The organism is Pseudomonas sp. MS19 (assembly GCF_013277615.1).
Lineage (GTDB): Bacteria > Pseudomonadota > Gammaproteobacteria > Pseudomonadales > Pseudomonadaceae > Aquipseudomonas > Aquipseudomonas marincola.
Genome location: NZ_VBTO01000011.1, coordinates 101772 through 116552, shown reverse-complemented (window position 1 = coordinate 116552; position 14781 = coordinate 101772). Strand labels below are relative to the sequence as shown.

Below are 14781 nucleotides of genomic sequence, written 5' to 3'. Positions count from 1 at the left end.
TCAAGGGTTTATTGCGGATTTGTTTCAATCAGCGCCAAATGGCCATCATCCTGGGCTGAATCGAGCAGAACCTTATGGCTTTAACGTATCGATGATCTGCAGCGCCGCCTTTACTCTCAGTGCATTCGGGTAGTTCTTGTTAGCTAAGAGCACTACCCCCACTCGCTTGGACGGGATGAACACGGCGTATGCACCGAACCCATTGGTTGAACCGGTTTTGTTAACCAGCCATTCGGAGCCAGCCTGCTCGCGCGCTGCTACCGGCTTAAGCGGATGTGGCTCCAGCGCCATGCTTGATGAGTTGCCTTGCAGCAACGTCTCCTGCGTTGTCGGGTAGCGGTAAAGCTCCCAGCCCAATCCCTGGTACATGCCTTTAACCTTGTAATAAGGCCGTTGCGTCGTCGCTATCGCCCGTTGATACGGTTGCTTCAGTGCTTCACCTGACATATTCAGCTGAATAAAGTGCAGCACATCGCATGCCGTGGTTTTAACCCCGTACGCTTCCGCGTCGAGCATTCCTTTACTCACGCGTACCGGCTGACCATTGGCCATGTAGCCTTGCGCATAATCAGGCATACGAGCGGCTGGAACTTGCAGATAACTATGCGCAAGGCCCAGCGACGGAAATAGCTGCTTCTGCATTAACGTATCGAATGGTTTGCCCATGCTTCGTGCAGCGATATAGCCGAGCAGCCCGATACTCGGGTTTGAGTATTGCCGATGACTGCCCGCTGCATAGCTCGGCTGCCACTGACGGTAGAAGCGGTACATCTCAGGCTCATTATTAACGCCATCAGGAAACTGCAACGGCAAGCCGCCCGCACTGTAGGTGCCGAGTTGCAACAAGCTGATGTTATCGAACGCGCTACCGCGTAAATCCGGCAAATGCTCCGTCACACGGTCAGTCAACGCCAAGTGGCCGCTCTCTTGCGCATATGCGGCCAGCGTTGCGGTGAAGGTTTTGCTTAGCGAGCCGATCTCGAAAAGGGTTTCTGCGGTTACCGGAACAGCCCCCTCGGCTGCGGCCAAGCCATAGCTATATAGATAGCGCTCGCCATCTAAGGTCACCCCGACCGCCATACCTTCAATGCCCTGCTCCTGCATCAGCGGCAATACGCTCTGATCCACTGCCGACTTAACTGACGTCTCACTAAGCTTGGCTGCCTGCAGCGGATTAGCCGCCATCAGCGCCAGCAATGGCAACCCGATTACCGCCGTGCGTCTTCCGTACATAGAAAACCCTTCTCCTGAATAGCCATTAGCAACAGATCTTTTATGACCGCAGCCTCACAGCGGCTGCACAGAATTGACCACGACAGTGTTCGCCTATCCCGTCGCGGGCTGATACGTCTGACTAATCGCACCTTATAAGCGTTCCAAACCATGGCTTTGTTTGATTGACGCTCAGGCCAAAGCAACGTTTGATCGGCACATGCGTTATCTAAACCGAGCCGCCATGTGTCTCGATATTTAACCTGGCAATACCTCACCAATAACAACAATGAGGTCAGCTACATGCACGAGTCCCAGCAAGCCAAGAACGCCTGGCGCGTATTATTTCTGCTTTTCCTTGCCAACCTGTTCAATTTTTTTGACCGCACTATCCCCGCCATCATCATTGAACCGATGCGCATGGAGTGGAGCCTCAGCGATTTACAGGTGGGCCTGGCCGGCACCGTATTCACAATCGTCTATGCGATTGCCGGAATCCCGTTGGGCCGCATGGCCGACACGGGCTCAAGGCGCAAGATCATGGGCTGGGGCCTGCTCGTCTGGAGCGGTCTTACCGGCGCGACTGGAATGGCCGGTAATTTCATAACCTTCCTGTTTGTGCGCATGGGCGTAGGCCTTGGCGAGGCCAGTTACGCGCCTGCAGCCAACTCGCTGATCGGTGACTTGTTCCCCACCCAACGCCGTGCTCGCGCAATGGGCATTTTCATGCTCGGCTTACCGCTCGGCTTGGTCCTGGCGTTCTTCACTGTAGGCGCAATGGTCGAAGCATTCGGCAACTGGCGCGCGCCCTTCTTCATCGCCGCAGTGCCGGGCATGTTGTTGGCCGTATTTATCTTCCTGATCAAAGAACCTTCACGCGGGGCGGCTGAGGTGGTCAAGTCCGCCACCACGCCAGTCGAAAAACCGCTGCGCAAAGTCCTGGCCATTCGCACCTTCTGGTGGTTGCTGTTGGCGGGACTGGCATTCAACTTCGCCAGCTATGCGTGCAACACCTTTATGGTGCCGATGCTGCAACGCTACTTTCACCTGCCGTTGCAGCAGGCGGCGGTGGCCACGGGCGTGATTGTCGGGATTACCGGCCTGTTCGGCCTGACACTTGGCGGCTGGGCTGCCGATAAAATTCATCAGCGCTGGGCCACCGGCCGCCTGATGTTTGCCGCCATCAGCATGTTCATCTCGGCGCTGGCGACCGGTTACGCATTGCTCGCCGGACAAATTGAAGTGGGCGTATTCATCGCAGTGTTCAGCGTGGGCTGGCTGTTTTCGTATAACTACTTCACCTGCGTGTACACCGCAATTCAGGACGTGGTCGAGCCACGCCTGCGCGGCACGGCGGTCGCGCTGTTTTTTGCAGGCTTGTATTTGCTCGGCGGTGGCATGGGCCCGGTGGTTGTCGGAATGTTGTCGGACCATTACGCTCACGCCGCCATGCTGGCAGCTGGCGCCAGCGAGATGAACGAAACCTTCAAGGCCATCGGCCTGCACGACGCAATGCTGCTGATTCCCGTTGCGTTTGTGCTGACCACATTGGCCTTGCTGCAAGCCTCTCGCTGCTTTGTAAAAGATGCAGAAACCATGCGCACCGGCATGGAGCAAGCGGCGCTGGCGTGAACAATCTGCTGCGCAAGATGAAGCCCATCTTGCGCAGCGTCCACTCAAGCGACGCACTGATCGAAGGCGGCTTGCAGATTGGCCGGATCAATTGCGCCGTGGGCCCCGATCACAATGAATTCACTGTAAGGGCTGGTTCCACGCCACGTGTCTTGCGGCTTGATTTCACTACGGCTGCCAACCAAATGCAGCACACAGCGCTTGTCTGCCACCTCAACCAGATTACAAACACCTTTGGCCCGGTAGATGTCGGCAGGCAGCGATGCCAGGGTTTGGCGCAAGGCTTTGAGCGACAATGGCTTGTCGCTGCGCCAACTCCAGCTCGCAAATAGCGCCGCATGATCCGTCACACCCGGCGTTTTAACTGAGGGTGCAGCGGCCTTAAGTGGCCTGAAGGTTTGCGCCGATTTGAAACGTTCAACGCCAAGCACTAACTCCAGCGGCACATCACACTCAACGGTTTGCAATAGCCGGACATTGGGATACAACCAGCGCGAACGCAGGGCGTCCACCTGCTGCGGACTGACCTGATCAATCTTGTTCAACACAATAATGTCTGCCGCATCCAACTGCTCCATGGCCAACTGCGCCATGTCACCCTCAAGTGTTTCGAATTGCGCGGCATCGACCACCGTCAGAATACTGTCGATATGCAAAGCGTTGCGAAACTGTGGATAACGCAAAGTGCTGGCAATCTTGACCGGATTGGACACACCACTCGCCTCGATCACGATGTACTCGGGCCGGTTCTCGCGGTTGTCCAGCAGCCGCCCCATCTGCTCGATCAAGTCGCTTTCGACCGTACAACAGATACAGCCATTGGCCAGACTGACAGTCGTCTGTGTCTGGCTGACGATCAGTTGGCTGTCGATATTGATGGCACCAAAGTCATTAACCATGACGGCCATACGCAACCCGTGATCGCTGTTAAGAATGCGATTCAACAGGGTGGTCTTGCCTGCCCCCAGAAATCCGGAAACGATGGTGACCGGAATACTTTCTCGCCTGTGCATAGATTTCCGCCTCTTGGCTTACAGTCAGGGCCAGGCCCTGACCCGATCAATCAGAAGTTTGGCAACTCGCCCTGCCAGACTGCGGCATGGTCGGTGTTGTTGAACTCGCCCTGTCGATCCCACATCACCTCGCCCTCAAGCAAGGTCAGTTGAACTTGAGTGTCATGAATATTGCCCTTGGCCGAGCGTGCGAACAGATCGCGGTCGAGCACAATCAAGTCCGCCGACTTGCCGACTTCAATGGAGCCGGCCTTATCTTCCATACCCATGCACCAGGCGCCATTGATGGTCATTACACGGATGGCCTGCTCCAACGTAATCGGGTTGCCGTAAAAGCTGCCCTCTTCGCTGCCAAATGGATTTTCGCGGGTGATCATCGCCTCGAAGCCGATCCATGGATTGATGCTGGATACCGGCCAGTCGGTGCCCATCACGGCTACGCCGCCAGCATCGAGCACGCCTTTGAAGTTATAGGCGCGTTGCATGCGTTCCTCACCGAACACCGTACGGGCGTTGGCAAAGGAGGACGGAAACCAGCCCACCGGGGAAAATTCAGCGGTTACCTGCAACTGGGCGAAGCGTTCCAGGTTGGCATCGAGCAGAGTCGTGCTGTGCGCACATTGGTGACGAACACCGCTGTCGCCATTACGCCGACGCGCTTCAGCCACTGCATCGAGAAACAAATCAGACGCGCCATCGCCGGTGCAATGGGCAATAACCCGCACGCCTTTTCGGTCCATGTCCACGACCATGTCGCTGATATGCTCAGGCGTCAGATTCAGATGCCCGCGCCAGCTGGTTTCACCCGGCCATGCGCTCGACAGGTAAGAGGAACGCGACTCATGAGTGCCGTCGAAATGGAACTTCACCGCGTTGGCATTGAGTCGGGCGCTGCGATAAAAATGCCGCTCTCCCGCGAGCAACTCCCAACGCCGCTTGACCGGGAAAATATCGTCCTGCCAACTGATTGCGGCTTCGACCCGAACGGTTAACTCACCGGCCTGATCAATAGCTTTCAGCGCATTCAGGCGGTGCTCGCAAACATGCACATACTTGGTTCCCACCACGCCATGGCCACTCTGAAACTGCACACCCTCGCGGTATGCACGCTGCAAGGCATGCTGCGGGGTTGGCGGCATGGCGGCGTGGATCAACGCGTATGCACCGTCCACCAAAATCCCGCTAGGCTCGCCGGTCACACTGTCGCGCTCGATATAACCGTGGCGCGGATCCATGGTGTCGGCATCAATGCCTGCCAGCTCCAATGCCTTGGAGTTGACCATCATGCAGCCCCATGAACGGTCGAGAATTGCTACCGGACGATCCGGCATAAAGCTGTCCAGCCATTCGCGATCCGCCACCAGGCCTGCTTGCTTGAAGGTGTAACGGACAAAATACTGCCCGTAGATCCAGCCATCACCGGGGTTGGCCGCCGCGTAATCCAGCACCGCCTGTTTGACCTGCTCAGGCGTCGGGTCATCCAGCCCGATGTTCAAATCGCCGGAATAGCCGGGCGCCAGCGCAAGATCGGGATGGGTGTGCATGTCGTACAGACCCGGCATGGCAAAGCGGCCATTCAGGTCCAACACTCGCGTTCGCTCGCCAATCAATGGCTGCACATCGGCGTAGCTGCCCACCGCGACAAACCGGCCATGTTTAATAGCGACGGCCTCAACCCAAGGCTGCTGCTCATTGACCGTGTAAATACGGCCATTGAAAAGCACCAACTCGGCAGCGCCGATGGCGCCCACAATATTGGAGGAGAGATATTGATCAGACTTGGCCATTGGATAGTTCTCACATGTTCAAAGCGCGCGGGTGCTACGAAAAACCCTCTGCGCAGTAAATAGCGAATAAAAAAACCTTCACTCAGACGCCACTCGGGTGTCTGGGTGAAGGTGGGAAAATTGCCGGACTACAGCACCAGGTGCGCCATCAGCGACAGCACGGGCAAGGAGATCAGCACGCGCAGCAGATAGATCGCCAACAGGTCACGCAAGCGCAGACCGAAGTTGGCCCGGACCAGAATGATGGCCGCCTCGGTGAAGAAGATGATCTGGGTAACCGCAACGCCTACCAGCACAAAGCGGGTGATTTCGCTCTCAATCCCAGACGCCAGAATCGACGGCATGATGCTGTCGACAACACCCGCCAGAAGCGCCGGAGCTGCCTCAGCGGCCTGCGGAATCTGCAGCAGTTCCAGATAGGGCACCAGCGGCATCGACAACACATGAAACACCGTGGTGTATTTGATCAGCGACAGGCCGACGCAGCCGATCAACATCATTGCCGGGTACACCGAAATCGCGATGTCGGCACTGATGTGCACGCCTTGCTTGATCAACTCCAGCGGACTGCTGGCTTTTTCAGCGCGCTGGATTGCGCGGCTAAGGCCAAGGGCAAACAAACCCTGCCCATGGTCGTCATCGGTCACCAGTTGCTTGCCAACACCTGGGGCGTAGGTGTCGAGCTTGCCACGCAGTGGCGGCAGTTTTGGCACGATCAGGGCGCAGATAATTCCGGTAATCGCTACCGAGAGATACCACTGAATAAACACATGTTCCATGCCAATCAGCTTGAGTAGCAGGTAGGAATAGGCAATGGATACGATCGAGAAATTGGTCGAGATCACGCAGGCTTCACGACTGGAGTAGAAGCCGTTTCGGTATTGCTGGGTGGTGAGCATGATGCCCACGCTGGACGCCGACAACCACGACGCCGCGCAGTCAACCGCCGCGCGACCCGGCAGGCCGAACAGCTTCTCGAACACACGGCTGACCAAGGTGCCGATGAACTCCATCAAGCCAAAGTCGGTCAGCAGCGGCAACAAAATGGCGGACAGCAAGTAAATCGCCAACACCACCGGGCCAACGTCGTACAACATCACCCCGCCAGTGTCGCGGCTCCAGATCCACTCAGGGCCGACCTCGAAAAACACCATCAACATCAGCACCGCACCAATCACCCTGACGGCAGTCCAAGCCAGGCTCGGATTGAACAGTTGGATAAAACGATTGGGGTTGTTTTTCAGCGGGCTGAATCGCACCAGCAAGGTAATCAAACTGGGAATCGTCGCCACAGCAACGGTGGCCGGCACCATCATCGGTTTGAGCACATCGTTTACATAGTCGATGATGAACGCAATCATCACCGTAATGCGGCCATCCACGCTCAATGGCGTCAGAAACAACAAAATACCAAACAAAGTTGGAATGATGAAACGCAGTAATTGCTTGGTGGTGTAGGGTCCCAATGGCGCTCCATGTTGACTTGACGTGGTTTGTGTCTCGCTTGATTCCAGCATGTTTTCACCTTTTTATAGTTGTGGTGCTGCCTGGTTTGCACGCAGTTCTAGTCATTCAAAGTCACGCGGTTGCGTGTATTCAGTCGCGAAACGTCGGGTCCAAACGGTCCAGTTTGCGTAATTCGGCCTGCCAAACCAGTTCAACACTCTCCTGGTGATAAGCCGGGTGTTCGAACTGCTGAGCTGTCATTTCACAATCTTCACTGGACGGCAGAATCAAAGGTCGCCCGGTTTTCAGGGCCTCCAGCTGAATCTCACACGCCTTGTTGAGATAGAACATGAAGAAGTAGGCCTCAGCCACGCTGCGCCCAACGGTCAACAAACCGTGATTACGCAAGATCGCGCAGTTGCGGTTACCCAGCGCCGCAACAATCCGCTCGCGCACTTCGAGGTCTAGCGGAATGCCTTCGTAGTCGTAGTAAGCCACGCGGTTGTAGAAGGCCATATTGGTCTGATTCAGCGGCAACAGACCCTCCTCCATCGCGGCCACAGCCATACCCGCCAACGTGTGCGTGTGCATGACACACACCGCATCGTGGCGGTTCATATGAATGGCGCTGTGAATGGTGAAGCCGGCGGGATTGACATCACTCAGGCTCGGATCAAGCTTTTTGCCGTTAACGTCGATAGCGAGTAGATTCGATGCGCAGACTTCGTCAGGTGCAAGACCGTACTGATTGATCAGAAATGACGGCTCGACGCTCGGCAGGCGAGCTGAAATATGGGTAAACACCTGATCGCTCCAGCCATTAAGGTCGAGCAGGCGATAAGCTGCTGCCAGATCGGTGCGTAACGATTGCTCGTGTACTGAATCACTCATCGGGTATTTGCGCCTTTTGTTATGTCACTCTGAAAACTGACTGATGCAATGCCGCACGCAGGCTCAGTCAGTGCAGCCGCATAGCTGCCATCCCTGGGCGTCAGGTTAAGGCGCTTGTTGTGTCAGAAATATCGATTTATCCTTGATACACTCATTCCAAAACGTCATGAACTATTGTGCGCCGACAACTTCCCAGCATGATCTCGCTCAGCTGCTTCACCGCTTTCGCGCGCCACATGAGCGTGACCAAGGCGGCGGCGGAACTGAACCTGACGCAAAGTGCCGTGAGCCGGCAAATCAAGAACCTTGAAGACATGCTCGGCTGCTCGCTGGTCGAACGCGTCAAGCAACGCCTGTTGCTGACTGATACGGGTCGCCAGTACGCGCAAGAGATCAGCCTGCTGCTGGATCAGATCGAAGCGGCTACCCATCAGGTTCGCAGCAGCCATACCGGGCACTTGCGCGTGGGCGCCGAGCCTTCTTTCACCACGCGCTGGCTGCTGCCCAAGCTTCGTGATTACGCTCGCCAGCACCCCGAAATAGACCTGGAAATCATGAATGACCTGCGTCGTCTGTATGACGGCCACGAGGGATACGACGTCGGTATTCTCTACGGCGACGGCAACTGGCCCGGTTTCGATGCATATCATTTGATGAATGCCGACATGCTCGCGGTGTGCACGCCGGAGCTGCTTGAGCGCTATGGAGAAATCCACCAACGCCGGGACATCTTGCGCTACCCGCTCTTGCACCATGCTGCGCACTCGGCGCAATTTCGCTCGTCGACCCAGCTATGGCTGGATGCAGCAGGGCTTTCGCAAAAGGAAATCGAAATGCTGCCGGGCCAACGCCTGGAACACTTCCAGTTTGTCCGCGATGCCGCGCTACATGGTTTGGGCGCCACCGTGCTGCCGCGCTTTTTTATCACCGAAGAGGTAGACGCTGGCCGGCTGGTTATCGCCTGCGAGCAGCCTTTGAACTGCGGCCAGTACTACGTCGTAGTCCCCAAACACAACCGCGAGCCCAAGGTCGATCACTTCGCCCAATGGCTGCTGCAATGGCGTGAAGCGTAACCAACCCAGCGGCTAAACAGGCTGCGCCAATGCAACCTGAGCCTACTATCGCCGCATTAATACACCTGCGGACAAAAACTAGCTGCTGCGCCGCGCGGTAGACTCGCGGGCAATCAACTCAGAGCCGACATCATTGAGCATCGCGCCAACGCCTTCACCCTTGATTTGCTGGGTGAGTAATTCCACGGTGGTGTTGGCAACCAATTCTGCGGGCACCCGCACGCTGGTTAACGCCGGTGAAGCCACGCGGGCGATTGGCAAGTCCCCGAAGCCACAGATGCCCAACTCGCCTGGCACATCAATGCCATTACGCTGACAGGTAAACAACGCGCCGATGGCCGGCATATCGTTGGTGAAGAAGGCGCCGTCGAACTCAAGTTCGCCGCGCACGTAGCGTTCAATCACCGCAACTCCGTCATCAATATGCGGAATCGCCGAAGTGTTGTAGCGCAGCGGTTCGATGCCAAGCCCTTCAACTACAGCCTGGCGAAACCCCTGCCAGCGCAGATTTTCACGCGCATCTTCGTAGCCGAAGAATGCCGGCCGCTGATAGCCACAGTCGACCAGATGCTGACCCGCTGCTGCGCCTGCCGCCCAGTTCGAAAAGCCGACCACCTGCCCCACCGGCGTACGCGGCTCATCGCCCTCTGGTAAGTCCCATAACTCGACCACCGGAATGCGCGCCGCCTGTAATAACGCGAGGGTTTCGGGGGTGTGATAGCCATAGGCGAGGATCAGCCCGTCGAGCTGACGTCCGAGAAACGCACGGAGCATCTTGGTTTCTTCTTCGGGCGAGAAACGCGTCTCGCCGATCAGCATGTGCAAACCCGCCTTGCTCAGGCCTTGTTGAAGAATTTCGATGGTGGTCGCCAGAATCGGGTTGGTGATCGTGGTGATCAATGCGCCCACGACTCCGCTGCGCCGGGTAACCAAGGCACTGGCAGCCAGATTGGGCACGTACCCCAACTCGCGCACGGCCTGTTCAATCCGGTTGCGGGTCTCTTCCGAAACCAGCTCAGGCTTGCTCAGCGCGCGCGACACAGTCATACCGGACACGCCCGCCAAGCGCGCCACATCCTGCACGGTGGGTTTATTTTTGATCACGCAAACAGTCCCCTATTGGTCACTCAACGATTATCCCTATCAACAGAGCGCAGGCCAATAAGGGCTGTGAATTGCATGTGGCTGACGGCAAAAAGCCGCAGCCAACCGGTGACTGCGGCGCAGTTGCTTACACGGCGGACAGGAACTCGGCGTGCTCCTGAATCTCGATAATCGTTGGCCGGTCAGCCTTAGCCGCGCTCAACAACAACTCACGCAACTGCTCGAAACTTTCAGCGCGCTCGGCATTGCAGCCGAAACCCTTGGCCAGCGTGAGGAAGTCCGGGGTATAGATATCGACACCAATGGTCGGGATGTCGCGGTTTTGCATGTAGCGTTTGATTTCGCCGTAACCGCTGTTGTTCCACAGCAAGACGATCACCGGTGCATTGGCTTCCACCGCCGAAGCCAGTTCCGGCAACGTGAACTGGATACCGCCATCGCCGATCAGCGCCACCACCGGACGCTCGGGAGCGGCCAATTTGGCGCCAATGGCTGCTGGCAAACCGTAACCCAAGGTGCCGTAACCGGTGGATGAATTGAACCAGGTGCGCGGCTGATTGGCTTCAAACAAGTGATTGCCGGAGTAGACAATCTGCGTTGAATCACCCGCAAAAATCGTCTCAGGCAAGGTTTCCTGCAGCACATCCAACACGCGCTTTTGCGCACGCCAAGTTTCAGGAACTTGCGTATCCAATTGCTCACGCACCTGCGCCGCAAGTTTGCTGCCAGGGCCTTGCGGATTGAATGCCGGCACTTCACCCAAGCCTGCCAACAGCGCCTTAATTGCCAGGCGCGAGTCACTGAGAATGGCGATGTCGGCCGGGTAATTGCGATTGAGCTGTTCAGCGTCGATATCAACCCGGATCAACTGGCTTTCAATCTGGAAGTTACCGTCGAACACGGCGTCGTAGTCAGTCTCGCCCAGTTCAGTACCAATCGCCAACACCACATCGGCTTGCAGCACCAGCTCGCGCACCGGCACCAGCGACTGATTGGAGCCCAGCGCCAGCGGATGGCCCTTGGGCAAAACGCCCTTGGCATTAATCGTATAAGCGGTGGGCGCATCCAGCGCCTCGACCAGACGCACTGCCTCAGCGCACGCATGGGTTGTGCCGCCGCCGAGCAGAACCAGCGGGCGCTTGGCCGACTTGAGCATGTCTACCGCGCGCAAGATTGCATCCGGGCATGGCGCCGGACGGCTCGGCACAGCGCCCAGCTTGCGCTTGACGTGATCGGCAGGCGCGGTGATCACATTGATCGGAATTTCGATATGCACCGGTCGCGGACGGGCGCTGTTGAACACCGCAAAGGCGCGTGACAGCACCGCAGGTAATTCATCTGCGCGCATCAGCGTATGGCTGAACGCTGCAACTCCCGCCACCAGATTACTCTGCGAAGGCAACTCATGCAGACGCCCGCCGCCCATCGCCAATTGCTCGGTGTTGTTGACGCTGGAGATCACCAGCATTGGAATCGAGTCGGCATACGCCTGGCCCATTGCGGTGGTGATGTTGGTCATGCCCGGCCCGGTAATAATGAAGCACACGCCCGGTTTACCGCTGACGCGCGCATAACCATCGGCCATAAAGCCTGCGCCCTGCTCATGACGTGGTGTGATGTGCGTGATTTGGGTGGCCGGCAAGCCGCGATAAAGCTCCACGGTATGTACGCCGGGAATCCCGAACACGGTGTCCACACCGAAACCTTCCAACATCTCGACCAACAACTCTCCACACGTCAGCATGACAGCACTCCAGGCACATAATTAAGCGATGGCAGTACTCTAACATCGAAATGTTATCGCTAACATAGGCCGTATCAGATTTGTCCAAATCACCGACAAAACGCCTCTGCCAGCTCAGACCCAAGCCTGATAACCTCGCACTCTGGCATTAATGGAGAGACGCCATGGGCACCGCGTTACTGATCATCGATGTGCAACAGGCACTGTGCACGGGGGAATATGCAGCCTTTGAGGCTGACCGTGTGATCGCGGCAATCAACCAGATCAGCGCACAGATGCACGCCGCCAATCAGCCGGTTGTTTTCATCCAACATGAGGAGCCCAGTGGCTTGCTGCAATTTGGTAGTGCTGGCTGGCAACTGGCGGCGACACTTGCAACTGGCCCGAATGATTTTCGCGTGCGCAAAACCACACCGGACTCGTTTCTCAACACCGAACTGAGCGCACTGCTCGACGCACATGGCATCGATCGCCTGGTGATTTGCGGATTGCAAAGCGACTTTTGTGTCGACACCACAACCCGCCGCGCTCTGGCCCTCGGCTACGATGTAGTGCTCATCACCGATGCCCACTCGACAGTCGATAACGGTGTATTAAGCGCCGCGCAGATAATCGCTCACCACAACGCCACGCTGACCAATATTTCAAGTTTCGGTAAGCGCGCGATTGGCATCACCGCCGCCCAATTACAACTTGATCCTGCTACTTGCCCTGCTAACTGAGAGGACGCCCCGCGCATGAGCCCATCTACACCCGAGCCTCAACTGCCGCAAAAACGCCTGTTCTTCGCCCTGCCCTGCGCCCAACCGCAACGCAAGGCCATCGCCCAATGGCGACGCGAGTTGGGGCTGCGCAATGGCAGCCCGGTGCCCAGTGAGAACTTCCACCTGACCTTATTGTTTCTGGGCGCGGTCGAACTCGACCAGATTGAACAGGTTTGTCAGGCGGCAGCAACCGTGCGTCGTCCGCAAGCGCCGCTGCGCATCACGCTCGACCGCTTTGAGGTCTGGCAGCGCAACGCCCTGTTAATGCTTACGCCAAGCCAGCCGCCGAAAGCCCTCGGCCAATTAGCCTACGCCTTGCAACAAGCACTCCTGCCGCTCGGGCTCGGTGCCGAAGCCAAGGAGTTTCGCCCGCATGTCACCCTGTCGCGGCGTTTTAACTCAACGCTTCCCGAATCTCCAAGCGAACCTGAATTTTGGTTAAAATGTGATTACTTTGCGTTGTTTGAATCCCATCAAGGCCGCTACCGTGAAATCGCCCGCTGGCCACTCGACGGGGTTTAGCACGGCAGTCGATGAACAAGCCTGTTAGGGTGTTGCTCAACCGGTGAAGGTCGCCGGTTTGCAGTGCTGTCTTAACTCGATAATCCTGCCTGATTGCCCACGCGCAAGCTCTCTTGGCCACCCACGTGGCCGAATCACCCGAACAAGCATTCAGGGAAACTCCCCATGCGCAGTTGTAAATCACTTATCAGTCTGGCGCTGCTGGCCGCCAGCTATGTTGTTAGCGCTACGAGCGCAGTGGCTGCCAGTGCAGTGGCTGCCAGCCAAACGGTCAAACACGGCGAGGCCACCATCGAGTACAAGGTCGATGGTGCGGGCCCGCCGGTGTTGATGATTGCATCGCTAGGCCGTCCGGCCAGTGATTATGATCACCTGGCCCAGGTGCTGGTTGATGCCGGCTACAGCACTATCCGCCCGGAGCCACGCGGTATTGGTGGCAGTTCCGGCCCCATGCAAGCGTTGACGCTGGATGATCTGGCGGGTGATGCACTGGCCACCGTGCCTGCCGATGCCAAGGAGCTGATCGTGATTGGCCACGCGTTCGGCCAGCGTGTCAGCAGTTTGCTGGCAACCCGCCATCCAGAGAAGATCAAACGAGTGGTCATGCTCGCAGCCGGCGGCAAAGCGCCAATGCAGCCAGGTGCTGAAGCCGCGCTGATGGCGTCTTTCAACCTCAAGTTGTCACCCGAGCAACACATGGACGCAGTTAATTACGCCTTCTTTGCACCCGGCAATGACCCCGAGGTCTGGCGCGATGGCTGGCACGCCAAAGTCGCCAAAATGCAAATCACTGCCGCCAAGGCGCAGCCTATAGAGGACTGGTGGGGCGCAGGCAAAGCCAAGGTTCTGGTGATTCAGGGCGAGCAGGACAAGATCGCCACGCCGGAAAACGGTGAACTGCTCAAGCAAGAGTTCGGCGACCGGATAACCCTGCAGCGGGTCAATAACGCCGGGCATGCGCTGATAGCGGAGCAACCGCAAATCATTGCGGACTCGGTGCTGGAGTTTCTCAAAGCCAAATAACCCGCCCATGCTGGCAACGGGCGGCGCGGTCGATGCGTGGTTCCCGCGCAGCGCCCGCGAACTCAGTTGGCGTTTTCGATATTGGCCCGCACCCGCGCCAGCAATTCATTAAGTTGCTGGCACTCGGCGTCGGTCAGACCTTTGACCGCGCTGTTCGACACGTGGCGACCTTGCTCCTCGACGGTGTTGAACACCTCATGGCCGGTCGCGGTCAACTCCATGCGAATACTGCGTCGGTCGGTCTGATCAGCGCAGCCCTGCACAAAGCCCTTGCTCTTCAAGCCCTGCATCAGCCGCGCCAGCTGGGCTTTATCGCGCCCGCTGTGGGCCACCAGATCACTCTGGGTCGAGCCCGGATGACGGGCAAAGAAAGCCAACACCTTGAACTCCATGTGCGTCAGCTCAAAGGGCCCGTCGCGCAAGGAGCGGTATTGCTGCGCCCGATACAAATGCATCAGCGAGTGGATGGACTCAAAAACCTGATTGGCAATATCGCTGCTCATACTGTTGACTTTATCAACCATGTGAAATTATGATTGTTGATATTATCAACTTAACCCACCGAGGTAC

General features: G+C 57.2%; 13 protein-coding genes. 5 read left to right on the top strand and 8 right to left on the bottom strand.

Annotated features, from left to right (window positions below):
- Window positions 1-72: 72 nt before the first annotated feature.
- The gene (gene ampC / locus FEZ62_RS12500) at window positions 73-1233 is read right to left on the bottom strand and encodes a class C beta-lactamase (protein ID WP_172927873.1); all 1161 of its coding nucleotides are present in this window, start codon (window positions 1231-1233) and stop codon (window positions 73-75) included.
- Between the two features lie 282 nt (window positions 1234-1515).
- Between ampC and FEZ62_RS12495 the strand changes: the two genes are divergently transcribed.
- Complete coding sequence (locus FEZ62_RS12495) at window positions 1516-2844, top strand: MFS transporter (protein ID WP_069900965.1); 1329 nt, start codon at window positions 1516-1518, stop codon at window positions 2842-2844.
- A 44-nt stretch (window positions 2845-2888) separates the two neighbouring features.
- Here the strand turns inward: FEZ62_RS12495 and FEZ62_RS12490 are convergent, their stop codons facing one another.
- The 4 genes from FEZ62_RS12490 to FEZ62_RS12475 all read right to left on the bottom strand — a co-directional run bounded on the left by FEZ62_RS12490 (window position 2889) and on the right by FEZ62_RS12475 (window position 7981).
- Window positions 2889-3857: a GTP-binding protein gene (locus FEZ62_RS12490; RefSeq protein ID WP_172927871.1), complete on the bottom strand. Its 969-nt coding sequence runs from the start codon at window positions 3855-3857 to the stop codon at window positions 2889-2891.
- 50 nt (window positions 3858-3907) lie between these two features.
- Window positions 3908-5644, bottom strand: coding sequence for an amidohydrolase (locus FEZ62_RS12485; RefSeq protein ID WP_172927869.1), 1737 nt, complete (start codon window positions 5642-5644; stop codon window positions 3908-3910).
- A 128-nt stretch (window positions 5645-5772) separates the two neighbouring features.
- Window positions 5773-7110, bottom strand: coding sequence for a YjiH family protein (locus FEZ62_RS12480; RefSeq protein ID WP_172927862.1), 1338 nt, complete (start codon window positions 7108-7110; stop codon window positions 5773-5775).
- A 130-nt stretch (window positions 7111-7240) separates the two neighbouring features.
- Complete coding sequence (locus FEZ62_RS12475) at window positions 7241-7981, bottom strand: class II aldolase/adducin family protein (protein WP_172927860.1); 741 nt, start codon at window positions 7979-7981, stop codon at window positions 7241-7243.
- Between the two features lie 176 nt (window positions 7982-8157).
- Here FEZ62_RS12475 and FEZ62_RS12470 point away from each other — a divergent pair, with 176 nt between their 5' ends.
- Window positions 8158-9054 (top strand): LysR substrate-binding domain-containing protein, encoded by an 897-nt coding sequence (locus tag FEZ62_RS12470; protein WP_345940444.1) that lies wholly within the window; start codon window positions 8158-8160, stop codon window positions 9052-9054.
- 78 nt (window positions 9055-9132) lie between these two features.
- Here FEZ62_RS12470 and FEZ62_RS12465 read toward each other — a convergent pair whose 3' ends face one another.
- On the bottom strand, window positions 9133-10158 hold the full coding sequence (locus tag FEZ62_RS12465; protein ID WP_075723368.1) for a LacI family DNA-binding transcriptional regulator: 1026 nt from the start codon (window positions 10156-10158) through the stop codon (window positions 9133-9135).
- 127 nt (window positions 10159-10285) lie between these two features.
- Complete coding sequence (locus tag FEZ62_RS12460) at window positions 10286-11902, bottom strand: 5-guanidino-2-oxopentanoate decarboxylase (RefSeq protein WP_172927858.1); 1617 nt, start codon at window positions 11900-11902, stop codon at window positions 10286-10288.
- 164 nt (window positions 11903-12066) lie between these two features.
- Between FEZ62_RS12460 and FEZ62_RS12455 the strand changes: the two genes are divergently transcribed.
- The 3 genes from FEZ62_RS12455 (at window position 12067) to FEZ62_RS12445 (ending at window position 14211) form a co-directional block, all read left to right on the top strand.
- On the top strand, window positions 12067-12624 hold the full coding sequence (locus tag FEZ62_RS12455) for a cysteine hydrolase family protein (protein WP_172927855.1): 558 nt from the start codon (window positions 12067-12069) through the stop codon (window positions 12622-12624).
- 15 nt (window positions 12625-12639) lie between these two features.
- Window positions 12640-13188, top strand: a complete 549-nt coding sequence (gene thpR / locus FEZ62_RS12450) for an RNA 2',3'-cyclic phosphodiesterase (protein ID WP_090512754.1) — start codon at window positions 12640-12642, stop codon at window positions 13186-13188.
- Between the two features lie 165 nt (window positions 13189-13353).
- Window positions 13354-14211, top strand: coding sequence for an alpha/beta hydrolase (locus tag FEZ62_RS12445; protein WP_172927853.1), 858 nt, complete (start codon window positions 13354-13356; stop codon window positions 14209-14211).
- Between the two features lie 62 nt (window positions 14212-14273).
- Here FEZ62_RS12445 and FEZ62_RS12440 read toward each other — a convergent pair whose 3' ends face one another.
- Window positions 14274-14714, bottom strand: coding sequence for a MarR family winged helix-turn-helix transcriptional regulator (locus tag FEZ62_RS12440; RefSeq protein ID WP_197737969.1), 441 nt, complete (start codon window positions 14712-14714; stop codon window positions 14274-14276).
- Window positions 14715-14781 lie beyond the last annotated feature (67 nt).

Coding starts and splice junctions, on each gene's coding strand:
- ampC (WP_172927873.1), bottom strand. CDS start 1,233: ATGTACGGAAGACGCACGGCGGTAATCGGGTTGCCATTGCTGGCGCTG.
- FEZ62_RS12495 (WP_069900965.1), top strand. CDS start 1,516: ATGCACGAGTCCCAGCAAGCCAAGAACGCCTGGCGCGTATTATTTCTG.
- FEZ62_RS12490 (WP_172927871.1), bottom strand. CDS start 3,857: ATGCACAGGCGAGAAAGTATTCCGGTCACCATCGTTTCCGGATTTCTG.
- FEZ62_RS12485 (WP_172927869.1), bottom strand. CDS start 5,644: ATGGCCAAGTCTGATCAATATCTCTCCTCCAATATTGTGGGCGCCATC.
- FEZ62_RS12475 (WP_172927860.1), bottom strand. CDS start 7,981: ATGAGTGATTCAGTACACGAGCAATCGTTACGCACCGATCTGGCAGCA.
- FEZ62_RS12460 (WP_172927858.1), bottom strand. CDS start 11,902: ATGCTGACGTGTGGAGAGTTGTTGGTCGAGATGTTGGAAGGTTTCGGT.
- FEZ62_RS12455 (WP_172927855.1), top strand. CDS start 12,067: ATGGGCACCGCGTTACTGATCATCGATGTGCAACAGGCACTGTGCACG.
- thpR (WP_090512754.1), top strand. CDS start 12,640: ATGAGCCCATCTACACCCGAGCCTCAACTGCCGCAAAAACGCCTGTTC.
- FEZ62_RS12445 (WP_172927853.1), top strand. CDS start 13,354: ATGCGCAGTTGTAAATCACTTATCAGTCTGGCGCTGCTGGCCGCCAGC.
- FEZ62_RS12440 (WP_197737969.1), bottom strand. CDS start 14,714: ATGAGCAGCGATATTGCCAATCAGGTTTTTGAGTCCATCCACTCGCTG.